This window comes from Kineosporia corallincola, assembly GCF_018499875.1.
GTDB lineage: Bacteria > Actinomycetota > Actinomycetes > Actinomycetales > Kineosporiaceae > Kineosporia > Kineosporia corallincola.
This window is the reverse complement of the sequence record NZ_JAHBAY010000003.1, coordinates 240,444-265,548: the sequence shown is the minus strand read 5'-3', so window position 1 is coordinate 265,548 and position 25,105 is coordinate 240,444. Positions and strand designations below refer to the sequence as shown.

At 70.7% G+C, this 25,105-nt stretch carries 24 protein-coding genes; 23 read left to right on the top strand and 1 reads right to left on the bottom strand.

Features of this window, described 5'->3' with window-relative positions; all coding sequences use genetic code 11:
• The first annotated feature begins 32 nt into the window (after positions 1–32).
• From KIH74_RS08415 to nusB, 9 genes are all read left to right on the top strand, one after another.
• Positions 33–1,091 carry a hypothetical protein gene (locus KIH74_RS08415; RefSeq protein WP_214155243.1) on the top strand — a complete coding sequence of 353 codons (1,059 nt, stop codon included), beginning with the start codon at positions 33–35 and terminating at the stop codon, positions 1,089–1,091.
• A gap of 126 nt (positions 1,092–1,217) precedes the next feature.
• Complete coding sequence (gene aroC, locus KIH74_RS08410) at positions 1,218–2,444, top strand: chorismate synthase (protein ID WP_214155242.1); 1,227 nt, start codon at positions 1,218–1,220, stop codon at positions 2,442–2,444.
• Positions 2,441–2,968, top strand: a complete 528-nt coding sequence (locus KIH74_RS08405; protein ID WP_214155241.1) for a shikimate kinase — start codon at positions 2,441–2,443, stop codon at positions 2,966–2,968. The genes aroC and KIH74_RS08405 overlap by 4 nt, the downstream gene beginning before the upstream one ends.
• On the top strand, positions 2,961–4,055 hold the full coding sequence (aroB, locus tag KIH74_RS08400) for a 3-dehydroquinate synthase (RefSeq protein ID WP_214155240.1): 1,095 nt from the start codon (positions 2,961–2,963) through the stop codon (positions 4,053–4,055). The genes KIH74_RS08405 and aroB overlap by 8 nt, the downstream gene beginning before the upstream one ends.
• Positions 4,056–4,209: 154 nt before the next feature.
• Positions 4,210–4,773 carry a Uma2 family endonuclease gene (locus KIH74_RS08395; RefSeq protein WP_214155239.1) on the top strand — a complete coding sequence of 188 codons (564 nt, stop codon included), beginning with the start codon at positions 4,210–4,212 and terminating at the stop codon, positions 4,771–4,773.
• Between the two features lie 15 nt (positions 4,774–4,788).
• Positions 4,789–5,445, top strand: a complete 657-nt coding sequence (locus KIH74_RS08390) for a Uma2 family endonuclease (protein ID WP_214155238.1) — start codon at positions 4,789–4,791, stop codon at positions 5,443–5,445.
• A 37-nt stretch (positions 5,446–5,482) separates the two neighbouring features.
• Complete coding sequence (locus KIH74_RS08385) at positions 5,483–5,923, top strand: type II 3-dehydroquinate dehydratase (RefSeq protein ID WP_214155237.1); 441 nt, start codon at positions 5,483–5,485, stop codon at positions 5,921–5,923.
• Positions 5,924–6,020: 97 nt separating this feature from the next.
• Positions 6,021–6,581 carry an elongation factor P gene (gene efp, locus KIH74_RS08380; protein WP_214155236.1) on the top strand — a complete coding sequence of 187 codons (561 nt, stop codon included), beginning with the start codon at positions 6,021–6,023 and terminating at the stop codon, positions 6,579–6,581.
• Positions 6,582–6,590: 9 nt separating this feature from the next.
• A complete protein-coding gene (gene nusB / locus KIH74_RS08375) occupies positions 6,591–7,001 on the top strand; it encodes a transcription antitermination factor NusB (RefSeq protein WP_214155235.1) in 411 nt (136 codons plus the stop codon).
• Positions 7,002–7,603: 602 nt separating this feature from the next.
• On the opposite strand, the gene bldD is transcribed toward nusB, so the two are convergent.
• A complete protein-coding gene (bldD, locus tag KIH74_RS08370) occupies positions 7,604–8,101 on the bottom strand; it encodes a transcriptional regulator BldD (protein ID WP_214155234.1) in 498 nt (165 codons plus the stop codon).
• Between the two features lie 223 nt (positions 8,102–8,324).
• On the opposite strand from bldD, the gene pyrR reads away from it, so the two are divergent.
• From pyrR to KIH74_RS08300, 14 genes are all read left to right on the top strand, one after another.
• Positions 8,325–8,912: a bifunctional pyr operon transcriptional regulator/uracil phosphoribosyltransferase PyrR gene (gene pyrR / locus KIH74_RS08365; protein ID WP_214155233.1), complete on the top strand. Its 588-nt coding sequence runs from the start codon at positions 8,325–8,327 to the stop codon at positions 8,910–8,912.
• The gene (locus KIH74_RS08360) at positions 8,909–9,880 is read left to right on the top strand and encodes an aspartate carbamoyltransferase catalytic subunit (RefSeq protein WP_214155232.1); all 972 of its coding nucleotides are present in this window, start codon (positions 8,909–8,911) and stop codon (positions 9,878–9,880) included. The genes pyrR and KIH74_RS08360 overlap by 4 nt, the downstream gene beginning before the upstream one ends.
• Entirely contained in the window at positions 9,880–11,190 is a 1,311-nt protein-coding gene (locus KIH74_RS08355; RefSeq protein ID WP_214155231.1) for a dihydroorotase, read from the top strand. Before KIH74_RS08360 ends, KIH74_RS08355 begins: the two co-directional genes overlap by 1 nt.
• Entirely contained in the window at positions 11,187–12,323 is a 1,137-nt protein-coding gene (carA, locus tag KIH74_RS08350; protein ID WP_214155230.1) for a glutamine-hydrolyzing carbamoyl-phosphate synthase small subunit, read from the top strand. The genes KIH74_RS08355 and carA overlap by 4 nt, the downstream gene beginning before the upstream one ends.
• Complete coding sequence (carB, locus tag KIH74_RS08345; protein ID WP_214155229.1) at positions 12,307–15,648, top strand: carbamoyl-phosphate synthase large subunit; 3,342 nt, start codon at positions 12,307–12,309, stop codon at positions 15,646–15,648. Before carA ends, carB begins: the two co-directional genes overlap by 17 nt.
• A 5-nt stretch (positions 15,649–15,653) precedes the next feature.
• Positions 15,654–16,499 (top strand): orotidine-5'-phosphate decarboxylase, encoded by an 846-nt coding sequence (gene pyrF / locus KIH74_RS08340; protein WP_246572061.1) that lies wholly within the window; start codon positions 15,654–15,656, stop codon positions 16,497–16,499.
• A gap of 529 nt (positions 16,500–17,028) precedes the next feature.
• Positions 17,029–19,968 (top strand): sensor histidine kinase, encoded by a 2,940-nt coding sequence (locus tag KIH74_RS08335; protein ID WP_214155227.1) that lies wholly within the window; start codon positions 17,029–17,031, stop codon positions 19,966–19,968.
• 87 nt (positions 19,969–20,055) lie between these two features.
• Positions 20,056–20,478 (top strand): roadblock/LC7 domain-containing protein, encoded by a 423-nt coding sequence (locus tag KIH74_RS08330; RefSeq protein WP_246571914.1) that lies wholly within the window; start codon positions 20,056–20,058, stop codon positions 20,476–20,478.
• Positions 20,475–20,840 (top strand): DUF742 domain-containing protein, encoded by a 366-nt coding sequence (locus KIH74_RS08325; protein ID WP_214155226.1) that lies wholly within the window; start codon positions 20,475–20,477, stop codon positions 20,838–20,840. Before KIH74_RS08330 ends, KIH74_RS08325 begins: the two co-directional genes overlap by 4 nt.
• Positions 20,821–21,417 (top strand): GTP-binding protein, encoded by a 597-nt coding sequence (locus KIH74_RS08320; protein WP_214155225.1) that lies wholly within the window; start codon positions 20,821–20,823, stop codon positions 21,415–21,417. The genes KIH74_RS08325 and KIH74_RS08320 overlap by 20 nt, the downstream gene beginning before the upstream one ends.
• 1,005 nt (positions 21,418–22,422) lie before the next feature.
• Positions 22,423–22,737, top strand: coding sequence for an integration host factor, actinobacterial type (gene mihF / locus KIH74_RS08315; RefSeq protein WP_214155224.1), 315 nt, complete (start codon positions 22,423–22,425; stop codon positions 22,735–22,737).
• 46 nt (positions 22,738–22,783) lie between these two features.
• Entirely contained in the window at positions 22,784–23,371 is a 588-nt protein-coding gene (gene gmk / locus KIH74_RS08310) for a guanylate kinase (RefSeq protein WP_214155568.1), read from the top strand.
• 81 nt (positions 23,372–23,452) lie between these two features.
• On the top strand, positions 23,453–23,713 hold the full coding sequence (gene rpoZ, locus KIH74_RS08305) for a DNA-directed RNA polymerase subunit omega (RefSeq protein WP_214155223.1): 261 nt from the start codon (positions 23,453–23,455) through the stop codon (positions 23,711–23,713).
• A 21-nt stretch (positions 23,714–23,734) separates the two neighbouring features.
• Positions 23,735–25,036, top strand: a complete 1,302-nt coding sequence (locus KIH74_RS08300) for a bifunctional phosphopantothenoylcysteine decarboxylase/phosphopantothenate synthase (RefSeq protein WP_214155222.1) — start codon at positions 23,735–23,737, stop codon at positions 25,034–25,036.
• Positions 25,037–25,105 lie beyond the last annotated feature (69 nt).

Genomic DNA, 25,105 nt, shown 5'->3' with positions numbered 1-25,105 from the left:
ATCCGGCCCGTTCTAAGGAAGACCTGCCTGTCATGTTCGCGAACCGGACCGTCCGCTGGTCGCTGGGTACGGCGGTGCTGTGCCTGGTCCTGCTGCTCGGCGGGTACTACCTGCTGATCAGCCCGCGCCGCGCCGACGCCGCCGCACTGCGGGAGCAGGCCGAGGCGTCCGACCAGCAGGCCTCGACGCTCCAGCTCCAGCTGGCCCAGTTGCAGAGCCAGGCGGAGGACCTGCCGAAGCAGAAGGAGAAGCTCCAGGAGATCGCCGCCGAGCTGACCCCCGACGCCGACATCCCGCAGTACCTGACGGCGCTCCAGGACGCCTCGACGGCGACCGGCGTCGACCTGAACAGCATCGCGCCTGGCACCGCGACCGTGGTGACGGGCACCTCCAGCTCCGGCAGCACGACAACCGGTCTGGGCGCGGAGGGCGATCTGGTGTCGATCTCGATGGCTCTGGCGCTGAGCGGCAGCTACCCGGAGCTGTCGGCCTTCCTCAAGCAGCTCCAGACCAAGCTGCCACGATCGTTCCTGATCAGTGCGTTCACGCTGACGCCGAGCGGGGACTCGGACGCCACCGGTGGGCTCTCCGGGGCCTCGCTCGACACGCCCGGCCCGCTGTCGGCCGCGGCCACCGCGACCACCGGCTCGGGCAGCTCGAAGGGCGGGGAGGGCAGTGACGCCGGGACGGCCACCTCGACCACCACCTCGTCGGCCGGCTCGACGGCGACCGCCACGGCCACCAGCACCGACGGCACCGGGACCGGCACCGGCACCGGGACGGACACCGGGACCGGCACCGGGACGGACACCGGAACCAGCACCGGGACGGACACCGGAACCAGCACCGGGACCGACGCCACGGTGGACAGCGACACCTGGGCCCTCAGCCTGAGCGGCACCGTCTTCGTCCTTCTCAGCGACGACTCGACCCTGGCCGAGGTGCAGGCCGACGCGGCGGCCGCGCAGGCCTCGCTCGGTGGCACCTGGACCCAGGTGACACCGACCCCCACGGCCACCTCGTCCGCCACCTCGTCCAGCACCGCCACGGTCGCCCCGGAGGCGGGTGAGACCACCGCGAGCACCAGCTGAACCAACCCTCGTCCCGCCCAGGTCCAATGGTGGACGACGGGAAGCCCGTGCCCTCCCGCCACCGCGCCGGAAGGCACGGGCTCGCCCGTCTCCGGAGGCAGGGCGCGGTCGTGGGAGGATCAGCCCATGCTTCGTTGGCTCACTGCGGGCGAGTCCCATGGCCCCCTGCTGATCGGCGTCCTGGAAGGGCTGCCGGCCGGTGTCAAGATCACCACCCCCGAGATCCAGGCCGCGCTGGCCCGGCGCCGGCTCGGCTACGGCCGCGGCGCCCGGATGAAGTTCGAGCTGGACGAGGTCCGGGTCACCGGCGGCCTGCGGCACGGCGTCAGCCAGGGTGGGCCGTTCGCGGTGCAGATCGGCAACACCGAGTGGCCGAAGTGGGAAAACGTCATGTCGGCCGACCCGCTCGTCACCGAGGTGAGCGACGACCCGAACGACAAGCCGCTCGACGGCCAGGGCCGCAGCGCACCGCTCACCCGTCCCCGCCCGGGCCACGCCGACCTGGTCGGCATGCAGAAGTACGGCTTCGACGACGCCCGCCCGGTGCTGGAGCGGGCCTCCGCCCGGGAGACCGCGGCCCGGGTCGCGCTCGGCCAGGTCGCCGCGAGCTTCCTCGAGCAGGCGGCCGGCATCCGGCTGGTCAGCCACACCGTCGGCATCGGCCCGGTCGGCACGCCCGACGAGGCGCCGCTGCCCGGCCCCGACGACGTCGCGGCCCTCGACGCCGACCCGGTGCGCAGCTTCCACGCGCCCACCAGCGCGGCGATGGTGGCCGAGATCGACGAGTGCCACAAGGCCGGCGACACCCTGGGCGGCGTGGTCGAGGTGCTGGCCTACGGCCTGCCGCCGGGCCTGGGCAGCCACGTGCACTGGGACCGTCGTCTCGACGCCCGGCTGGCCGGCGCGCTGATGGGCATCCAGGCGATCAAGGGCGTCGAGGTCGGTGACGGGTTCCGCACCGCCGCCCGGCGCGGGTCGGTGGCCCACGACGAGATCGAGCGCGGCGGCGACGGCCGGCTGCACCGCCGCACCGGCCGGGCCGGCGGCACCGAGGGCGGTATGTCCACCGGTGACGTGCTGCGGGTGCGGGCCGCGATGAAGCCGATCTCCACGGTGCCCCGCGCCCTCGACACGGTCGACGTGGCCACCGGCGAGAAGGCCGTGGCCATCCACCAGCGGTCCGACGTCTGTGCCGTTCCCGCCGCCGGTGTGGTGGCCGAGGCGATGGTCGCGCTGGTGCTGGCCGAGGCGCTGGTCGAGAAGTTCGGCGGCGACAGCGTTCCCGAGACCGCCCGCAACGTGCGCACCTACCTGGAGAACATCCCGGAGCTGATGCGCACGGAGATCTCGTGACCCGCCCGGTCGCGGTGCTGGTCGGCCCGCCCGGGGCCGGCAAGACCACCGTCGCGCACGCGCTGGCCGGGCGGCTGGGCCTGGCCGTGCGCGACAGCGACGACGACATCGTGGCGAGCACCGGCAAGGCGATCGCCGACATCTTCGTCGACGACGGCGAGCCGCACTTCCGCGAACTGGAGCACGCCGCGGTGCTGACGGCCCTGGCCGAGCACGACGGCGTTTTGGCGCTGGGCGGGGGAGCGGTGCTCGACCCGCGCACCCAGGAGGCGCTGCGCGGGCACGTCGTCGTCTTCCTCGATGTCCGGATCACCGACGCCGCCCGGCGCGTCGGGCTCAACCGGGACCGCCCGCTCCTGCTCGGGAACCCACGGGCGCAGTGGACGATCATGATGGACCACCGGCGGCCGATCTACACGCAGATCGCCACCCACCGGGTCCCCACCGACGGGCTGACCCCCGACGAGGTGACCGACGCGGTGCTGGCCGCGCTGGGTCTGGTCCAGGAGGGCGCTCATGAGTGACACGGCCACGAAGATCGCCGTGGGCCTGGAGGGTCAGGCCGACCGCTACGACGTGACGATCGGCCCGGGCGTGCTGGCCGGCCTGCCCCAGGCCCTCGGCCCGAAGGTGGCCCGGGTGGCCGTCATTCACCCGCGTACGCTGCGCGCCCTGGGCCGCACGGTGAACCAGCAGCTGACCGACGCCGGCCTGCGCCCGCTGCTGATCGAGGTGCCCGACGGCGAGAACGCCAAGACCGCCGAGACCCTGACCATGTGCTGGGCCCTGCTCGGGCAGGCCGGTTTCACCCGCTCCGACGCGGTCGTCGGGCTGGGCGGTGGGGCGGTCACCGACCTGGCCGGGTTCGTCGCGGCCAGCTGGCTGCGCGGGGTCGCGGTGGTGCAGGTGCCCACCACACTGCTCGGCATGGTCGACGCCGCGGTCGGCGGCAAGACCGGCATCAACACCGCCGAGGGCAAGAACCTGGTGGGCGCCTTCCATCCGCCGCGTGCGGTGATCTGCGACCTCGACGCCCTGCGCACGCTGCCGCACGCCGACCTCGTCGCCGGTCTGGCCGAGGTGGTGAAGTGTGGCTTCATCGCCGACCCGGTCATCCTCGACCTGGTCGAGAACGACACCACCGGCGCCGCCACGAGCTGGGACTCGGCCGTGGTGCGCGAGCTGGTCGAGCGGGCGATCGCGGTGAAGGCGAAGGTCGTGACGAACGACCTGAAGGAGTCGGGGGAGCGCGAGTTCCTCAACTACGGGCACACTTTCGCGCACGGCGTGGAGCAGGTCGAGCAGTACACCTGGCGGCACGGCGAGGCGGTGGCGGTCGGGATGATGTACGTCGCCCGGCTCGGTGAGCTGGCCGGCCGCACCCCGCCGGAGCTGGTCGCCCGGCACGCCGCCGCGCTGGAGAAGCTCGGTCTGCCCCGCACCTACCGCGGCGACCGCTGGCCCGCCCTGATCTCGGCGATGGGCCGCGACAAGAAGAACCGTGGCGACCTGATGCGGTTCGTCGTGCTCGACGGTCTGGCCGCTCCCGGCCGTCTCGAGGGGCCCGACCCGGCCCTGCTCGAAGAGGCGTACCGGCTGATCAGCGAGTAGCCCGCGTCCTGGCGACCGCCGCCCCCTGGCTCCGGCCAGGGGGCGGCGGTGTTTTGGGGACGCCCGGCGAGATTGGTTTTATGGCGAGCTATTCGTGATTATCCGGTATGGTGGGTGATGTTCGCCGACCGGAAGACGGGGGTTCGCCGTGGCGATGACGTGGCCGTACGTGGTGCACGCGTGGGAGCAGCTGAACGTGCCGGAGGGCTGGTCCGTCGCGCGGATGACCCGGGAGGAGATCCGCATCTTCCCGGTGGCCGGCGTGCTGCACGACCAGATCTGTTCAGAGGTGTCGAGGCGCTTCGCCGAAGAGCCGGGTGACGAATTCGGCTGTGCTGAAACCGGTTTCGCAACCGTGCTGGCGGGTGAGGGGTTCTTCGTCCCGGATCTGTGCGTGCTGCGTCAGGCCGCCCTGCGGGGCAGGGGTGCCGGCGCCCCGATGCGGGCGTGCGACGTGGTCGCCGAGATCACCATGCCGGAGACCGCGCCCAACGACCGCACGAAGAAATGGCGGGCCTATGCGCGGGGCGGGGTGCCGCAGTACCTCCTGATCGACCCGTACGATCCGGGCGGCCCGACCAGCACCCTGTTCACCGATCCCGCGAGGGACGGGTACCGGGATTCCGAACGGGTCCCTTTCGGCGGCCGGATCTCGCTGCTCGATCCGGTTCCCCTGCTGATCGACACCGGCGCATTTCCTTTTCCCGACGAGTGCTGAAAGGGGGATTCCATCATGGCGCTTTCCACCGGCCACCGGCACCTGCACGGCTACGCTTGTCGTCGCACCGTTCCGGGGCAGGGCAGAGGAGGACTCCAGATGGTTGAGACGATCGCCGATCAGAGGGCAAGGGTCCTGCGGATGTGGAACGAACTGGACGTCCCGGAAAACTTTCTGGTTGCCCAGGTGACCCCGGAAGGTGTTCTGATGAGCCCGCCGGCTGCTCCACAGCATTCCAGCACCGTGGACGAGCTGAATCGAATACTCGTCGAAGCTTCGAACCGGAGTTATCGCGTCCATCAGACCAAAGGAATGTGGGTGGCGGCCCAGCCTGCCATTTTCGTTCCGGATTTCATGGTGGTGGCGCGAGGACTGCCGCCCGGGGACATTTCCTCGGAAGACACGCTGCTCGTCGCCGAAATCACCTCGCCCAGTAATGTCCGCAATGACCGGGTGGTCAAGTACCACGCCTATGCCAAGGGCGGGGTGGCGCAATACCTCCTGATCGATCCCGTGGACGAAGACGATCCCTCGGTCACCTTGTTCAGCGAGCCGAGCGGCGACGAGTACACCCGGGCGGTGCGGGTTCCCTACGGGGAATCCCTCACCGTCGAGCAGCCGTTCCCGATCGTCATCGACACCGGCCTATTCCCCCTGGACGACGAGGAATGACCGCGACGCCCCAGCGCCACTCGGTAGCCTCACCCGTATGACCACCGTCCTCGTCCTCAACGGTCCCAACCTCGGCCGCCTCGGCGTCCGGGAGCCCGACGTCTACGGCCACGACACCCTCGCCGACCTGGCGAAGGCCTGCGAGGAGCAGGGGGCCGAGCTCGGGCTGGAGGTCGAGGTCCGGCAGACCGACGACGAGTCGGAGATGATCGGGTGGGTGCACGGCGCCGTGGACGCCGGGTCTCACGTCGTCCTCAACCCGGCTGCCTTCACGCACTACTCGTACGCCGTCCGCGACGCCTGCGCGATGGTCACCAAGGCCGGGCTGGTGCTGATCGAGGTGCATCTGTCCAATCCGGCCACCCGTGAGGTGTTCCGGCACACCAGCGTGGTCAGCGGCGTCGCCACCGGCACCATCGCCGGCTTCGGCCGGGAGGGCTACCTGCTGGCCCTGCGGGCCGTCGCCGCGCGAAGCTGACCTCACGCAGCAGCTAGACTCAGGTGAACCCCCTAGACCATCGCGCGGGCCCCACCATCAGCCCGCGCGTCCGCATGCAGACGAGAGAGAACCACACGTGGCATCGACCAACGACCTGAAGAACGGCCTGGTGCTCAACCTCGACGGGCAGCTCTGGTCCGTCGTCGAGTTCCAGCACGTGAAGCCCGGCAAGGGCCCCGCCTTCGTGCGCACCAAGCTGAAGCACGTGCTGTCCGGCAAGGTCGTCGACAAGACGTTCAACGCGGGCACCAAGGTCGACACCGCGAACGTCGACAAGCGGGACATGCAGTACCTGTACAAGGACGGCGAAGACTTCGTCTTCATGGACAGCGAGACCTACGAGCAGCTCACCATCACCCCCGCCGTGGTCGGTGACGCCGCCAACTTCATGCTGGAGAACCAGGACGCCGTGGTGGCCACGCACGACGGCACGCCGCTCTACATCGAGCTGCCGACCTCGGTGGTCCTGGAGATCACCTACACCGAGCCCGGCCTCCAGGGCGACCGCTCCACCGGCGGCAACAAGCCCGCCACCCTGGAGACCGGTCACGAGATCCAGGTCCCGCTGTTCATCGAGAACAACACCAAGGTCAAGGTCGACACCCGCACGGGTGACTACCTCGGCCGGGTCAACTGAGCCCGCGGAATGGGTGCACGGAGCAAAGCCCGTAAGCGGGCCCTCGACATCCTGTTCGAGGCCGACGTCCGCGGGGTCGACCCGCTGACGATCCTGGCCGGCCGGAAGGACGAGAAGGACCCCAACCGGGTGCTCCCCGCCTACACGGTGGAACTGGTCGAGGGCGTCACCGCGAAGACCGGGCGCATCGACGAGCTGCTGTCCACCTACTCGCACGGCTGGACCGTCGAGCGGATGCCCGCCGTCGACCGGGCGGTGCTGCGCCTGGGCACGTGGGAGTTGCTGTACAACGACGACGTTCCCGACGCCGTCGCCATCGACGAGGCGGTGGAGCTGGCCCGCACGCTGTCCACCGACGACTCGCCGAACTTCGTGAACGGCCTGCTGGCCCGCCTGCTCGAGGTGAAGGCCTCCTCGTAGGGGCCCCTCGCCGCAGTGAAGAAGTCCAAAATGGTGGACGGCGATGACCGCGCGCGGTCATCGCCGTCCACCATTTTGCTGGGGAGAACCCGGGGAAGGCGCCGGCCTGCCGGAGATCGCCGGAACGGCCCCGTGGGCAGCGCGGCCGGATGAGGGCGGCGTGCACCGGGACGGCGGCCGTGCGGGCCGCTCAGCCGGTTCTGGGCGCACGGGGACGTCGCGGGACCGTCCAGGCAACCAGGGGCCGCGCCGGAGTCAGGTAGGCGCCCGAACCGGTGCCTACCGGGGCGGGCGGGCCTGCCGCGTCCGGGCGCCGGCCTGACCGTGCCGGGCGATGTGATGTGGCCGGGCGATGCGATGTGGCCGGGCGACGTGATGTGGTGGTGCCAGCCGCTCCTGCGGGTTCGGCCGATCCCGCGGGGGCTGCTCGCACCGCCACATCACTGATGGCGCCGGATCTGTCGTGCTGACCTGCTGGTGGTGCGTGTGGGACCAGGGTGGATCAGGGTCGATCAGGGTGGATCAGGTAGATCGAGGACGCCGGCCGCCCCGGCGTCCTCTGCGGACGGACTCCGCCCCCTCCGGACGGAGTCCTGGGGGGATCAGTCCTCCGAAGCCACCGCGCGACGGGCGTCCGCGTTGAGAACGCCCCACGTGATGAGCTGCTCGGCCAGAACAGCCGGCGGCACGTCGTAGATCACCGCGAGAGTGCGCAGGTCATCGGTCCGGATCGAGAGGACCTTGCCGTTGTAGTCACCGCGCTGACCCTGGATCGTTGCCGCGTAACGGGCCAGCGGGCCCGCCTTCTCCGCCGGGACGGACTGGAGCCGCTCGAGGTCGAGCACCAGCTTCGGCGGGGGCTCGCTGCTCCCCGTCGGAGCGGCGTCAGGCAGCAGCGCCTGCACCGGCACGCCGTAGAAATCGGCGAGCTCGGCGAGCCGCTGAACCGTCACCGCTCGGTCGCCCCGCTCGTACGAGCCGACCACGACGGCCTTCCAGCGACCTTCGGACTTCTCTTCCACCCCATGAAGGGACAGCCCCTGCTGAGTGCGGATCCCACGCAGGCGGGCGCCGAGCGCCCTGGCGTAATCAGATGCCATGCCGATGATAGTCACGGAGAGTCACTGACTCCGTCAAGTCACATTGGCAAAGTTTTCGCGGGAATTCGCCACTCGGCGTAGGCGTAGAGCCCCCGAGCTACACGCCCGGTCACCGGCTGATAGCCTCCAGGAGCCGAAACGCGCCTCTGGGCGCCGTCGGTGGCCAGTCCTTTAACGATCCGTCCCGTGAGGCGGAGAAGGAGGTCGACTCTTGTCGCCTGCCATGAATTCACCCAGCGCACCGGAAGAGCCACCCTCAGGTCAAGAACCTGTCCGGGCGGTCCTGGAGCCCGCGGAGATCGGCCGGGCCCTTTCCCGCATCGCCCACGAGGTGCTGGAGCGGAACAAGGGCGCCGAGCACCTGGTCCTGCTGGGGATCCCCACCCGCGGTGTGACGCTGGCCCACCGGCTGGCCGCCCGCCTCGCCTCGATCGAGGGCACGGAGGTCCCGGTCGGCACCCTCGACGTCACCATGCACCGCGACGACCTGCGGCATCAGGCCTTCCGGTCGATCGTCGCCACCGAGCTGCCCGAGGGCGGTATCGACGACAAGATCGTGGTGCTGGTCGACGACGTGCTCTACTCCGGCCGCACCATCCGCGCCGCTCTCGACGCCCTGTCCGACCTGGGCCGCCCGCGCGCCGTGCGGCTGGCCGTGCTGGTCGACCGGGGCCACCGGGAGCTGCCGATCCGCGCCGACCACGTGGGCAAGAACCTGCCCACCTCCACGCTGGAGCGGGTGCGCGTGCGGCTGAGCGAGGTGGACGGCGGCGAGGACACCGTCGGCATCGTCGGGGGTGTGGCCAAGTGAGGCACCTGCTCTCCACCGCCGACCTGGGCCAGGCCGACGCCATCCAGATCCTCGACGTGGCCGGCCGGATGGCCGCCACCCAGCAGCGCGAGATCAAGAAGCTGCCGACGCTGCGCGGCCGCACCGTGGTGAACCTGTTCTACGAGGACTCCACCCGCACCCGGATCTCGTTCGAGACGGCGGCCAAGCGGCTGTCGGCCGACGTGATCAACTTCTCGGCCAAGGGTTCCAGCGTGTCCAAGGGCGAGAGCCTGAAAGACACCGCGCTGACCCTGAAGGCGATGGGCGCCGACGCGGTCGTCGTCCGGCACCCGGTCTCCGGCGCCCCGCACCGGCTGGCCCACGCCGGCTGGATCGACGGTGCCGTGCTGAACGCCGGCGACGGCACCCACGAGCACCCCACCCAGGCCCTGCTGGACGCCTACACGCTGCGCCAGCGGCTGCTGGACGACCCGCTGGGCGCCGACCTGAAGGGCAAGCGGGTCGCGATCGTCGGCGACGTGCTGCACAGCCGGGTCGCCCGCTCCAACGTCAGCCTGCTGACCACGCTGGGCGCCGAGGTGGTGCTGGTCGCGCCGCCGACACTGCTACCGGTGGGGATCGGTCACTGGCCGTGTTCCACCTCGTACGATCTGGACGACGTGATCGACGGCGGCCACGGCGACCTGGACGCGGTGATGATGCTGCGGGTGCAGCGGGAGCGGATGAACGCCGCGTTCTTCCCCAGCGCCCGGGAGTACTCGCGCCGCTACGGGCTGGACGCCCGGCGGATGAACCGGCTGCCCGACCACGCGCTGGTGATGCATCCGGGCCCGATGAACCGGGGCCTGGAGATCACCGCGGAGGCGGCGGACTCGCCGCGCTCGACCATCGTCGAGCAGGTGGCCAACGGGGTCGCCGTGCGCATGGCCGTTCTGTACCTGCTGCTCTCCGGGCAGCCTGACAACGCCGACGGAAAGGGCGCGTGATGAGCGCGAAGTACCTGATCAAGGGCGCCCGCCCACTCGGCGGAGCGGCGACCGACATCCTGGTCGAAGACGGCGTGGTGACCGGGACCGGGTCGCCGTCCGCCGCCGGTGCCACGGTGATCGACGCCGACGGGCTGGTCGCCCTGCCCGGCCTCGTCGACCTGCACACCCATCTGCGCGAGCCCGGGCGGGAGGACGCGGAGACGGTCGAGACCGGCACCCGTGCGGCCGCCCTGGGTGGCTGGACCGCCGTGCACGCGATGGCCAACACCGACCCGGTGGCCGACACCGCCGGTGTGGTCGAGCAGGTCTGGCGGCTGGGCCGGCAGTACGGCTGGGTGGACGTGCGCCCGGTGGGCGCCGTCACGGTCGGGCTGGCCGGTGAGCGCCTGGCCGAGCTCGGCGCGATGGCCGACTCGGCGGCCGGCGTGCGGGTGTTCTCCGACGACGGGCACTGCGTGTGGGACCCGGTGCTGATGCGCCGTGCCCTGGAGTACGTGAAGGCCTTCGGCGGTGTGGTCGCCCAGCACGCCCAGGAGCCGCGCCTGACCGAGGGCGCGCAGATGCACGAGGGCGAGGTGTCCGCGGAACTCGGTCTGGCCGGCTGGCCGGCCGTGGCCGAGGAGGCGATCATAGCCCGTGACGTGCTGCTGGCCGGGCACGTCGGCTCCCGCCTGCACGTGTGCCACGTGTCCACCGCCGGGTCGGTCGAGATCCTGCGCTGGGCCAAGGGCCGCGGCATCGACGTCACCGCCGAGGTCACGCCGCACCACCTGCTGCTGACCGACGAGCTGGTGCGCAGCTACGACCCGGTCTACAAGGTGAACCCGCCGCTGCGCACCGCGGCCGACGTGCAGGCCGTGCGCGAGGCCCTGGCCGACGGCACGATCGACATCGTGGCCACCGACCACGCCCCGCACCCGGTGGAGGCCAAGGACTGCGAGTGGGGCGTCGCGTCGATGGGCATGACCGGCCTGGAGACCGCCCTGAGCGTGGTGCAGGAGGCGATGGTCGACACCGGCCTGCTGACCTGGGAGCAGGTGGCGGACCGGATGTCGGTGGCCCCCGCCCGGATCGGCCGCCTGGCCTCGCAGGGTAGGCCGATCGGGGCCGGGGAACCTGCCCATCTGACCCTGGTGGACCCGTCGGCCAGGTGGGAGTGCGATCCTGCCGTCCAGGCCACGATGGGCCGGAACTCGCCGGTCCGGGGCCGGACGATGCACGGTCGCGTCGTGGCGACCATGTACGCGGGACGCGCGACCGTGCTGGACGGCGTCCTCAACGAAGCTCTTGTGGAGGTGCCCCTGTGACTCACGACCCCGCGGTCCTCGTCCTCGAGGACGGCACTACCTGGCGCGGTCGCGCCTACGGGGCCGTCGGCCGCACCGTCGGCGAGGCGGTGTTCTCGACCGGCATGACCGGGTACCAGGAGACCCTGACCGACCCGTCGTACCACCGTCAGGTGGTGGTGATGACCGCCCCGCACGTCGGCAACACCGGCGTGAACGACGAGGACATGGAGTCCTCGAAGATCTGGGTGGCCGGCTACGTGGTGCGTGACCCCGCCCGCCGCGCCTCGAACTGGCGCGCGAAGCGGGAACTGCCCGACGAGCTGGCCGAGCAGGGAGTCGTCGGCATCTCGCACGTCGACACCCGCTCGATCACGCGTCACCTGCGGGAGCGCGGCGCGATGCGGGTCGGGATCTTCTCCGGCGACGCCCTGGCGACCGACGCCGAGCTGCTGGAGCAGGTGCGCCAGGCCCCGGAGATGAGCGGGGCGGCGCTGGCCGGCGAGGTCAGCACCGCCGAGGCCTACGTGATGCCCGCCCTGGGCGCGAAGCGGTTCACCGTGGCCGCCCTCGACCTGGGCATCAAGGCGATGACGCCGCAGCGGATGGCCCAGCGCGGTATCGAGACGCACGTCCTGCCCGCCCTGGCGAGCCTGGACGACGTGCTGGCCACGAACCCGGACGGGGTGTTCTTCTCGAACGGCCCGGGCGACCCGGCCACCGCGCTGCCGCAGATCGAGCTGCTGAAGGAGGTGCTGGAGCGGCGGATCCCGTTCTTCGGCATCTGCTTCGGCAACCAGCTCTTCGGCGAGGCCCTCGACCTGGGCACCTACAAGCTGGGTTACGGCCACCGCGGCATCAACCAGCCGGTGATGGACCGCACCACCGGCAAGGTCGAGGTGACCGCCCACAACCACGGCTTCGCCGTGGACGCGCCCCGCGAGGGCACGTTCGCCACACCGTTCGGCCAGGCCGCGGTGAGCCATGTCTGCCTCAACGACGACGTCGTCGAGGGTCTCAATCTTGTTGACGGGCCTGCATTCTCGGTGCAGTACCACCCCGAGGCGGCAGCCGGACCGCACGACGCCGGCTACCTGTTCGACCGCTTCGCCGATCTGATGGGGGAGCACAGCGCCGATGCCCAGAAGAACTGATCTCTCCAGCGTCCTCGTCATCGGCTCCGGCCCGATCGTCATCGGCCAGGCCTGCGAGTTCGACTACTCCGGCACCCAGGCCTGCCGGGTGCTGCGCGAGGAGGGCCTGCGGGTCATCCTGGTGAACTCCAACCCGGCCACGATCATGACCGACCCGGAGTTCGCCGACGCCACCTACGTCGAGCCGATCACCTCCGAGGTGATCGAGGCGATCATCGCCAAGGAGCGCCCCGACGCGCTGCTGGCCACCCTGGGCGGGCAGACCGCCCTGAACGCCGCGATGGACCTGAACGCCGCCGGCATCCTGGAGAAGTACAACGTCGAGCTGATCGGCGCCAACGTCGCGGCCATCGAGGCGGGCGAGGACCGGCAGCTGTTCAAGGGCGTCGTCGACACCGTGCGCGAGAAGTACGGCCTGGACGCCACCGTGGCCCGCAGCTTCATCTGCCACTCGATGGACGACTGCGTGGAGGCCACCACGCAGCTCGGCTACCCGGTCGTGGTCCGGCCCAGCTTCACCATGGGCGGCCTCGGCTCCGGCATCGCCTACGACCGCGACGACCTGGAGCGGATCGCCGGCGCCGGCCTGCACTACTCGCCCACCACCGAGGTGCTCCTGGAGGAGTCCATCATCGGGTGGAAGGAGTACGAGCTCGAGCTGATGCGCGACCACAACGACAACGTCGTGGTGGTCTGCTCGATCGAGAACCTCGACCCGATGGGCGTGCACACCGGTGACTCGATCACCGTGGCCCCGGCCCTGACCCTGACCGACCGCGAGTACCAGCGGCTGCGCGACATCGGCATCGCGGTGATCCGCGAGGTCGGCGTCGATACCGGTGGCTGCAATATCCAGTTCGCGGTGAACCCGGCCGACGGCCGCGTCGTCGTGATCGAGATGAACCCGCGGGTGTCGCGCTCGTCCGCGCTGGCGTCCAAGGCCACCGGCTTCCCGATCGCCAAGATCGCCGCCCGGCTGGCCGTGGGCTACTCGCTCGACGAGATCCCCAACGACATCACCGAGAAGACCCCGGCCAGCTTCGAGCCCACGCTCGACTACGTCGTGGTCAAGGTGCCGCGGTTCGCGTTCGAGAAGTTCCCGGCCGCCGACCCGACGCTGACCACCACGATGAAGTCGGTCGGCGAGGCGATGGCGATCGGCCGTAACTTCACCGAGGCCCTCCAGAAGGCGCTGCGCTCGCTGGAGAAGAAGGGCGCGGCGTTCCACTGGGACGGCGAGGTGCCCGAGCTGGCGCCGCTGCTGGAGCGGATCACGGTGCCCACCGAGGACCGGCTGCTCATGGTGCAGCAGGCGATCCGGGCCGGTGCCACGGTGGAGCAGCTGTTCGACGCGACGAAGATCGACCCGTGGTTCCTCGACCAGCTGATGCTGATCCAGGAGCTCGCCGACGAGATCGCGGCGGCCGACGCCCTCACCCCGGACCTGCTGCGTGAGGCCAAGCGTCACGGCTTCTCCGACGCCCAGCTGGCCGCGCTGTCCGGCATGGCCGAGGACGTGGTGCGCGGGGTGCGGCACGCCCTCGGGGTGCGCCCGGTGTACAAGACGGTCGACACCTGCGCCGCCGAGTTCGCCGCCAGCACGCCGTACTACTACTCCAGCTACGACGAGGAGGACGAGGTCACCCCGTCCACCCGTCGCAAGGTGATCATCCTGGGCTCCGGGCCGAACCGGATCGGCCAGGGCGTGGAGTTCGACTATTCCTGCGTGCACGCCTCTTTCGCGCTGCGCGATGCCGGGTACGAGACCGTCATGGTCAACTGCAACCCGGAGACGGTCTCCACCGACTACGACACCTCCGACCGGCTCTACTTCGAGCCGCTCACCCTCGAGGACGTGCTCGAGATCGTCCACGCGGAGAGCCGTTCCGGTGAGCTCGTCGGTGTGATCGTGCAGCTCGGCGGTCAGACGCCGCTGGGTCTGGCGGCCGCGCTGAAGGCCAACGGGGTGCCGATCGTCGGCACCAGCCCGGAGGCCATCGACCTGGCCGAGGACCGCGGCGAGTTCGGCCAGGTGCTGGCCGACGCCGGCCTGCTCGCGCCGAAGCACGGCACCGCCATCAGCTTCCCGCGGGCCAAGCAGATCGCCGACGAGATCGGCTACCCGGTGCTGGTGCGCCCGTCGTACGTGCTGGGCGGACGCGGCATGGAGATCGTCTACGACGAGGCCCAGCTGGCCGACTACCTGGAGCGCGCCACCGAGATCGGCCCGGGCCGCCCGGTGCTGGTCGACCGCTTCCTCGACGACGCCATCGAGATCGACGTCGACGCCCTGTTCGACGGGTCGGAGATGTACCTCGGCGGCGTGATGGAACACATCGAGGAGGCCGGCATCCACTCCGGCGACTCGGCCTGCGTGCTGCCCCCGGTCACCCTGGGCCAGCGCGACATCGAGCGGGTGCGCGAGTCCACCTTCGCCATCGCGAAGGGCGTGGGGGTGCGGGGCCTGCTGAACGTGCAGTTCGCGCTGGCCGCCGGCGTCCTCTACGTGCTGGAGGCCAACCCGCGGGCCAGCCGCACGGCGCCGTTCGTGTCCAAGGCGACCGCGGTGCCGCTGGCCAAGGCGGCGGCGCGGATCATGCTCGGCTCCTCGATCGCCGACCTGCGCGCCGAGGGCATGCTGCCCGCGCAGGGCGACGGCGGCACGATGCCCGCCGAGTCGCCGGTGTCGGTGAAGGAGGCGGTGCTGCCGTTCAAGCGGTTCCGCACCGCCGAGGGCAAGATCGTCGACACCCTGCTGTCGCCGGAGATGCGCTCCACCGGTGAGGTCATGGGCATCGACACCGACTTCCCGCACGCCTTCGCCAAGTCGCAGTCGGCTGCGTTCGGTGGGCTGCCCGACACCGGCACGGTGTTCGTGTCGGTCGCCGACGTGGACAAGCGGGCGCTGATCTTCCCGGTCAAGCGGCTCGTCGACCTCGGCTTCACGGTGCTGGCCACCGACGGCACCGCGGACGTGCTGCGGCGCAACGGGATCGCCTCCACCCGGGTGCGCAAGCTGGGCAGCGGCCGCGCGGGTTCGGGCAGCGAGGGCAGTGAGGGCGGCGAGCCGACGATCGTCGACATGATCGCCGCCGGCGAGGTGGACATGGTGGTCAACACCCCGTCCGGGCCGGCCGCGCGGATGGACGGTTACGAGATCCGGGCCACCACCACCGCCGTGGACAAGCCGATCATCACCACCATCCAGCAGTTCTCGGCCGCCGTGCAGGCGATCGAGGCCGCGCGCAACGAGCCGGTCCGGGTGGCCTCGCTCCAGGAGCACGCGGCCCGGCTGGGTGGGCTCAGGGCGGAACAGACGCTGTGAACGCCCTGTCCGCCGAGTCTTTCGGCAACCGCCTGAGGACGACGACGAGCGCGCGCGGGCCGCTCTGCGTCGGCATCGACCCGCACCCGGCTCTGCTGGCGAAGTGGGGCCTGGACGACGACGTCGCCGGGCTCGAGCGCTTCACGCTGACCACGGTGGAGGCCCTGGCCGGACAGGTCGCGGTGATCAAGCCGCAGGCCGCGTTCTTCGAGCGGTTCGGCTCGGCCGGGGTGGCGGTGCTGGAGAAGGCCGTCGCCGGCATCCGCGAGGGCGGTGCGCTGAGCATCGTCGACGCCAAGCGCGGCGACATCGGCTCGACCATGGCCGCCTACGCGGACGCCTTCGCGGGCGCCGCGTCCCCGCTCGCCGGTGACGCGGTGACCGTCTCGCCGTTCCTCGGATTCGGTTCGCTGCGGCCGCTTCTCGACCTGGCGGCGCGGACCGGCCGGGGCGTGTTCGTGCTGGCCCTGACCTCCAACCCGGAGGGCGGGCAGGTGCAGCACGCGGTGAACGGCGACGGGCGCACCGTGGCGCAGACCGTGATCGACGCGGTGGCGGCCGAGAACGCCGGGGCGCAGCCGCTCGGCTCGGTCGGCGTGGTGGTCGGCGCGACCGTGACCGGGGTCGGCCGTGAGCACGACCTCTCGGCCCTGAACGGCCCGATCCTGGCGCCCGGCATCGGTGCCCAGGGGGCGACGGCCGACGACCTGAAGGCGGTCTTCGGTCCGGCGCTCGGGCAGGTGCTCCCGAACTCCTCGCGTGAGGTGCTGGGGGCCGGGCCCACCGTCGCGGGTCTGCGTGAGGCTGCCTCGCGCACCCTGGAGGCGGTGAGCTCCGCTCTCGGATCGTGAGCTCGTGCCATTTCTGGCAGCGCTCGTAGCGTGATCGCGCGGAAACGCCCGGTCGCCGGATTTCTTCCGGCGGCCGGGCTTTTTCGTGGGCCCGGCCGATGATTGACACATGTCTGAAATAGGCCGGGGCATCAGGTGAGTATTGGTGTTTTCACCCATGGTTATCGTCACTTGACTCCCATAAGCGATCAGTGCTTACCTTGCACCCCTGAGTGTCACATCCGTGCCAAATCGGATGTGGCGCAACGGGAGTGCCTCTGTGATCCCGCACTGTCATTAGCTCCGGAAACGTTCAAGCGGCCCCGGACCTCCAGGAAACCGTCACTGCCCGACGTCAAGCGAGCGAAGATGCACGCTGGGTGATCGTTTTGCCCGGCGCCGCTTGTCATCGTCACCCGCCCGCCGGCGGGGGGTGTGGCCCGTAGCCTTCGGGTCCCGGGGTTCGGGAAGGAATGCCGTCTCGATGGCTCCGAAGGCCAGCGGTCCCCGAAAGCGACTGGGTGGCCGGTCGATCCGATCCCGCATTCTGATGATCGGCTGGGTCCCCAGCCTGTCGCTGCTGGTGATCGGTGTAACCCTTGCCGGAATCCTGGCCTTCAACGCCTGGGACCTGCGCGGCGCCAACAGCGTCGTGAAAGACAGTCTCGGGTCGTCCCAGTCGTTCATCCCGGAGGCCCGGCGCGAGCTCCTGCTCAGCGCGGCCTACCTGGCGGACGACTCGTCCGAGAACAAGACCCGGCTCGACGCCCAGCGGGCACGCACCGACCAGGCCCTCGCCACGATCCAGGCCGACGCCGGATCACTGGCCGACAGTGCGCCCCCGGAGCTCGACCCGGTGTTCGCCGAATTCGCCGCGCGGCTCGGGCAGATGGCCACGGTGCGCGAGCAGATCGACAGCAAACAGGCCTCGGTGCTCGACGCCACCGAGTTCTGGGGCAGCATGATCAGCCAGATCGCCGACACCGTGCGGGCCCTGGCCCGGGTGGCCCCGAACGGTAACGCCTCGGTGGAGGAACGTTCCGCGGCCGACCTGATCGAGACCATCCGCTCGCTGGCCGCCGGCAACGGCCTGGCCTACGTGGCGTTCTCGAACGAGGGCCTGACGGCCGACGAGTACCAGGCCTTCGTCAAGACCGGCGGCACCTACCGCGCCGAGCTGGAGTCGATCGGCGAGTCGCTGCCGGCCGACGAGCAGGCCCGGCTCAAGGAGATCACCGACAGCGACGCCTGGCGTCAGCAGGCCAAGGTCGAGCAGGCCGTGCTGGAGGCCGACGCGCTCACGCTGAAGGAGAAGCGGGCGCTCGCCAACGGCAGCGCCACGAGCAGCGGCACCACGAACGACAGCTCGGCGGGCGCCGACAACTCGGCGACCGACGCCAGCAGCCTGCCCACCGGCTCGCTCGCGCTGTCCGACGAGAAGCCCACCCGGGCCCAGCTGAACAACGGCAACCTGCACGCCGAGCTGCCGATCGCGTCCTCCGCCTGGGAGACGGCCAACGACGAGCTCACCCAGTCGCTGACCGACTTCGCCCTGCTGCACCTGGACTACTCCTCCTCGCTGGCCGTCGACGCGGCCCAGTCCGAGGTGAACTACGCGGTCTACGGCGGTGCGGCGGCCCTGCTCTTCGGCATCGCGGTCTTCGTCATCACCACCCGTGAGTCCAACCGCCTGGCCTCGCGTCTGCGCGGTCTGCGGGACGGCTCGCTGGACCTGGCCAACAACCGTCTGCCTGCCCTGGTCTCCGGCCTGCGCACCGGTGAGGTGGACGAGGAGACCCGGCAGATGCCGAAGCTGAACTTCGGCCGGGACGAGATCGGTGAGGTGGCCGACGCGTTCAACCACGCGCAGGACGTCGCCGTCACCGCGGCCGTGCAGGAGGCCGAGACCCGGGCCGGCCTGCGCGAGGTCTTCCTGAACATCGCCTACCGCAGCCAGGTGATCGTGCACCGACAGCTGGGCGTGCTGGAGAAGGCCGAGCGTTACGAGGAGGACCCGGAGCAGATCGAGCTGCTGTTCGAGCTCGACCACCTGGCCACCCGCGCCCGCCGCAACGCCGAGAACCTGGTCATCCTCGGCGGCGGTCAGCCCGGCCGTCGCTGGCGCAACTCGGTCGACCTGCTCCAGGTGGTCCGCTCGTCGATCTCCGAGGCGCAGGACTACGCCCGGGTGTCGATCGGCCGCCTGCCCCGGCTGTCGATCAACGGTGGTGCAGTCGCCGACGTCATCCACCTGCTCGCCGAGCTGGTCGACAACGCCACCTCGTTCTCCCCGCCGATGTCCAAGGTCGAGGTCCGGGGCAACCTGGTCGGCAAGGGCCTGGTGCTGGAGATCGAGGACCAGGGCCTGGGCATCCCGGCCGACAAGCTGACCGAGCTCAACGAGATGCTGAAGACGGCCCCCGACTTCCACGCGCTGACCCTGCGCGAGGAGCCGCGCCTGGGCATGTTCGTGGTCGCCCAGCTGGCCGCGGGCCAGAACATCCGGGTCACCCTGACCCCGTCGCCGGCCTACGGCGGCACCAAGGCCGTCGTGCTGATCCCGGCCGACCTGTTCGACGCCAGCGGCAGCAGCCTGACCGGCGCGCAGCCGGCCCTGGCGCTGGACGGCACCGAGCCGGCCGACGCCGCGGTCGGCCCGGGCTCCCGGTCGCTGCACGAGCGGATGGCGATCACCGGGGAGATGACCGGTGAGATCACCGTCATCCCCTCGTCCGACCAGCCCGCGTCGCCGGACCGCCGCAACGGCGCCCCCGCGCTGTCCGTGGCGCCGTCCGAGCCGCGCACCGCGACCGGCCCGATGGACCGGCTGGGCCGGCGGGAGCCGCGGGGCGGTGCCTCGCGCACCGAGTCCCGCAGCGACTCCCGTCCCGACTCCCGTTCCGACTCCAGGGGTTCCGAGCCGGTGCCGCCCACGCCGCTGCGTGGCCGGCCGTCCGGTCCCGGTCAGCCCTCCGCGCCGCAGGCCTCCCGGGCCGGCGAGCCCGGCCCGACGGTGAACCCGCAGGCCCGCGCCGACTACCTGGCCTCGCGCGGCGGGGGAGCCCCGGTTCCCGCGGTCGCCCCGGGCACGGCGAGCCTGCCGATGCGCACCCCGGGCGCGCCGCAGAACATCGCGCCGGGCTTCGCGCCGGCCAAGGGCGCCCCGACGCCGCCGGCCGGCCTGCGCGGTGCCGGTGGTGGTGCCGGCGCCGGCGTGACCGGCCTGGCCGGTGCGCCCAACGGCACCGCGGGCCCCTCGGCCCCGGCCCCGCGCTCGGGTGGTGGCGGGCGTCCCGAACTGCCCCGCCGGACCCGGCAGGCGCACCTGTCCGACCGGCTGAAGAACCAGCCGGTGCCGGGTGTGCCGGGCGCACCCGAGTCCGGTGAGCCCACCGGGCCGATCGACCCGGAGGCGGCGCGCAGCCGGATGGCGGCGTTCCAGCGTGGTACCCAGCGAGGCCGGACGGAGCGCCCCAACGGTGGCGCCTGACCACCACCGATCCGGCCGGGCAGCAAAGGCAGCGAAAAGAGAAGAGGCGAGAACACTGTTCCCGCGAACCACTGACTGGAAGGCGAGATGACGCAGAACAGCGCGATGGGTGGCCTGGACTGGCTGGTGGAGGATCTGCTCCGCCGTCTGCCGGGCGCGGACCGGGCGATCGTTCTCTCGTCCGACGGCCTGCTCATCGGCCGGTCCAGCAACCTCACCCGTGACGACGGCGAGCACCTGGCCGCGGTGGCCTCCGGCTTCCAGAGCCTGGCCAGAGGCACCGGACGTCACTTCGGTGGCGGCGGTGTCCGGCAGACCGTGGTCGAGATGGACAACTACTTCCTGGTCGTCACCGCGGCCGGTCAGGGTGCGTGTCTCGCGCTCCTGGCCGACGTGAATGCCGACATGGGCATGGTGGCGTACGAAATGAACCTGCTGGTCAAGCAGGTCGGTACCTACCTCAGCTCGCAGCCGCGGGCCGAGGAGGCCCCAGGGGTCGGGCCGAGGTGACCCCGGCGGATCAGCACTGGTTCGACGAGGAGGCCGGGCCTCTGGTCCGCCCGTACGCACTGACCCGCGGGCGCACCACCAGCAAGCAACGCGATCTCGCGATGATCACGCTGGTGGTCGCCCTGCAACGGGTGACTCCCCAGCTGGCCGACCAGCTGGAGCCCGAAGGGCTCCAGATCGTCACCATGTGCCAGCACCCCAAGTCCATCGCCGAGGTGTCTGCCGATCTGGGCCTGCCGCTCAGCGTCGTGAAGATCCTCATCGGTGACCTGATCGACCGGCAGTTGCTCATGTTCCGGTCGGCGGTCACCCCCGACATCAACGTCCTTCAGGCGGTTATTAATGGCATACGCCGACTCTGACCCGAACCAGCGGCCCGGGGTACGCGCGACGGCGGTGAAGCTGCTCATCGCGGGTGGCTTCGGAGTCGGGAAGACCACCATGGTGGGCACGATCAGCGAGATCCCGCCGCTGCGCACCGAGGAGCTGATCACCGAGGTCAGCCGCGGGGTCGACGACCTGTCCGGGGTCGAGCAGAAGAAGACCACCACGGTCGCGCTCGACTTCGGCCGGATCACGATCAGCCCGGAGCTGGTGCTCTACCTGTTCGGCACCCCCGGCCAGGACCGTTTCTGGTTCATGTGGGACGAGCTGGCCGAGGGCGCGATCGGCGCCGTCGTGCTGGCCGACACCCGCCGGCTGGAGAGCTGCTTCCCGGCCGTCGACTTCTTCGAGCGTCGCGGCATCCCGTTCGTCATCGGCGTGAACTGTTTCGACGGTGACGCCGGCTACCTGCCCGACGAGGTCCGTGAGGCCCTCGACCTCGACCACCGGGTCCCGGTGGTGATGGCCGACGTACGCCAGCGCGACTCCTGCAAGGAGCTGCTGGTGACGCTGGCCGAGCACGCCATCACGATGGCCACCGCGACTCCGGCCTGATCCCCCCGCACGTCCCTCCCGGGCATGGTCCGGGCACCGAACAGGTGCCCGGACCATGCCCGGGAGTCGTTCGGCAGGCGTCCGGCCTGTGAAGAGCCTGTGAATCCGTGTCCGGGTCTTGAGACACCGGGGATCGGATGCGTGTGGCGTCGCCACGCCGGAAGGGTGCCGGAAGAGGCGCCGCGTGGCCTTCGCCGGGTTCCCCGCCGCCACGCCTGATCCGGCCAGCGCCTCTCTCGTCGTCAAACCGCTCCTGACCAGCCTCTCGTCCCGAAGAGGCGCTTCCGGCGCGCCTCACGGGCCGCACAGGCCCGCTCCGGGCCTGCCTGGCACCGTCAGGGGCCGCCGGAGCCTTGTCGGAGCCCCGCCGGAGCCTTGTCGGAGCGCTTTCGGAGCCCTGTCGGAGCACTTCAGGACGCCGTCGGGACGCCGTCAGCAGGTGCCGGAGAGCTGCCGGATGCTGTTTCCGGCGTCGGGTCCGTCTGCGGTCGTGCGTCGTCCTCCGGTGGCCGCCACGACCGGCCGGGCCGGCGGGAACGTGTGCGGGATGCCCGCGAGTACCCTCGGCGGACGTGCGTCAGGGACACCGGGTGCAGGGGCGTTGACACCCCGTGGCAGGATCAGCGCTTCGGCACGCTCCGGAATGGCCCTAAACATCGACCGATGTCGGTTTCACGGCGCGTCCCGGAGGACATGAATACCAGTATGTCTGGATTAGCCGTTAGTGTCGGCTCTCGACGGCGCTCCGATCAGCTGCGATCGGAACGTCGTGGCGACCGGAACACGGCTGGAAGCTGGCAGGTCGGGCGAACGGAACGGCTCAGGGGCAGGTGCGTGGCGACACGGCCCCCCGCGTTGCCCTCCGGGATACCGACTCGCTAGGTTCGGACCAGATTTCACGGTCTGCCTGCGCCGATCGGCTAAGGATGATCGGCTGGACGGCCGGAATTGCTCCGGTACCGCTCAACTACCTACTGAGTTCGACGAACAACTGAGGTGACTCAAGTGGCTCTGCCCCCCCTGACTCCCGAGCAGCGGGCCGCCGCCCTGGTGAAGGCGGCCGAGGCTCGGCGTGCGCGTGCCGAGATCAAGAACAGGCTCAAGTACTCGCAGGGCTCTCTCGGGGAAGTGATCAAAGAGGGGCAGGAGAACGAGGTGATCGGCAAGATGAAGGTGTCGGCGCTTCTCGAGGCCCTGCCCGGCGTGGGCAAGGTGCGTGCCCGTCAGATCATGGAAGAGATTGGCATCTCCGAGTCCCGGCGTGTGCGTGGCCTCGGCTCCAACCAGATCGCTGCGCTGGTCAAGCGCTTCGGGAGCTGAGTAAGAGGTGATCGGGACGGAGCTCGGAGACCCGTCGGGGGGCGGGGTGGTTCGGCCAGGACGGCTGACGGTGCTGGCAGGGCCGACAGCGGTGGGGAAGGGTACGGTCGCGGCTGATATCCGCCGCCGCTACGAGCAGATCTGGCTCTCCGTCTCGGTCACCACCCGGCCTCCTCGGCCGGGTGAGCAAGAAGGCGTCCACTACTACTTCGTGGATGACGCCGAGTTCGACAAGCTGGCTGAAGCAGGCCAGTTGCTGGAGTGGGCGGTGGTGCACGGCCGGCACCGGTACGGCACCCCGCGCGCCGCGGTCGAGGCGGTTCTGGCGCAGGGCCGTCCGGCCTTGCTGGAGATCGACCTGCAAGGCGCACGGCAGGTCCGGCAGAACATGCCGGGCGCGTTCTTCGTCTTCCTCAAGCCGCCCAGCCTGGACGAACTGGTCCGCCGGCTGGTCGGGCGTGGTACCGAGGACAGTGAGGAGCGGGAGCGTAGGCTCCGCACCGCGGAGGTCGAGATGGCCGCCGAGGCCGAGTTCGACATCAGCATCGTGAACGACGATGTCACGCGGGCCACTGACGAGCTCGTATCATGGATGGGTCTGACCCCTACCAAGCGGGTCGACTCGCACCACTGAAAGCCTTCGGTCGCGGCGGAGAATTCGCCTGTGGCCCGTCCGTGTGCTGAGCTTTACGCACCATCTACGCCTGGAGTTTGTGTGTCCGGAACTGTTGCCAACCCCGAAGGCATCACCAACCCGCCGATCGACGACCTGCTGTCGACGGTGGATTCCAAGTACTCGCTGGTGATCTTCGCGGCCAAGCGCGCGCGGCAGATCAACGCGTACTACTCCCAGCTGGGCGAGGGCCTGCTGGAGTACGTCGGCCCGCTGGTCGAGACCCACGTGCAGGAGAAGCCGCTCTCGGTCGCCATGCGCGAGATCAACGAAGGTCTGCTGACCGCCGAGAAGCACGACTGACCAGCGTTCCGAAAGGCAGTGATGGGCCGCCGCATCGTCCTGGGCGTCGGTGGCGGCATCGCCGCCTACAAGGCGTGTCTCCTTCTGCGCCTGTTCAAAGAGGCAGGGCATGATGTCCGGGTGGTTCCGACCCAGGCCGCGCTGAACTTCGTCGGCGCGCCGACCTGGGCGGCCCTGTCCGGGCACCCGGTCTCGACCTCGGTCTGGGACGACGTGGACGAGGTGCCGCACGTCCGGATCGGCCAGCAGGCCGACCTGGTCGTGGTGGTGCCGGCAACCGCGGACCTGCTCGCCCGGGCCGCTCACGGCCTGGCTGACGACCTGCTCACCAACGTGCTGCTCACCGCGCGATGCCCGGTGATGCTGGCACCCGCGATGCACACCGAGATGTGGACGCATCCGGCCACCGTCGCCAATGTCGCCACTCTGCGTGAGCGCGGCGTCCACGTGGTCGATCCCGCCAGCGGCCGGCTGACCGGCGCCGACACCGGCCCGGGCCGGCTGCCCGAGCCGGAACAACTCTTCACCGCGGCGGTGGCCCTGCTCCCGGCGGCCTCCGCACAGCCTGTCGCCGTCCGGCACCCCGAGGCCCGGCCGGGCGACCGCCCGGCGCACGGCGTGCCGGGCGCGGGCTCCTCGTCGTCCTCAGTTCTGGCCGGCCGACGTGTCGTGATCTCGGCGGGCGGCACCCGCGAACCGCTCGACCCGGTGCGGTTCCTCGGCAACCGGTCCTCGGGCCGGCAGGGTGTCGCGCTGGCCCGGGCAGCCCTCGACCGGGGCGCGAAGGTCACGTTGGTCTCCGGGTCGATCGAGGTGGCCCCGCCGCCTGAAGCCGACCTGGTACGCGTCGAGACCGCCCTCCAGATGCGCGACGCGATGACCGAAGCGGTGCGGGACGCCGACGTGGTGGTGATGGCCGCCGCGGTGGCCGACTTCCGGCCGTCCGAGGTGGCCAGGCACAAGATCAAGAAAACGGTGGACGACGAGGACGCGCCGGTCGTCACGCTCGTCCGCAACCCCGACATCCTGGCCGGCCTGGTGGCCGCGCGCCGCCCCGGGCAGGTGGTGGTGGGATTCGCCGCGGAGACCGGCGACGACACCGGCACCGCACTGGAGCACGCCACCGCCAAGCTCGCCCGCAAGGGCTGCGACCTGCTGGTGCTCAACGACGTGTCGGCCGGGAAGGTGTTCGGGAAGGACGACACGGAGGTCGTCGTGCTGGCGGCCGACGGCACCGTCACGCCGGTACCGCCCGGCTCCAAGGAGAGAGTCGCCGAGGCGATCTGGGACGCCGTCCTGCCCCTTGTCAACCAGGATGGTTAGAGTAGGTCGCTGTGGGGGAGCCTGCTGACTCCGTTCCTCAATCATTCCTCGTCATCACCCCTCGGGAGT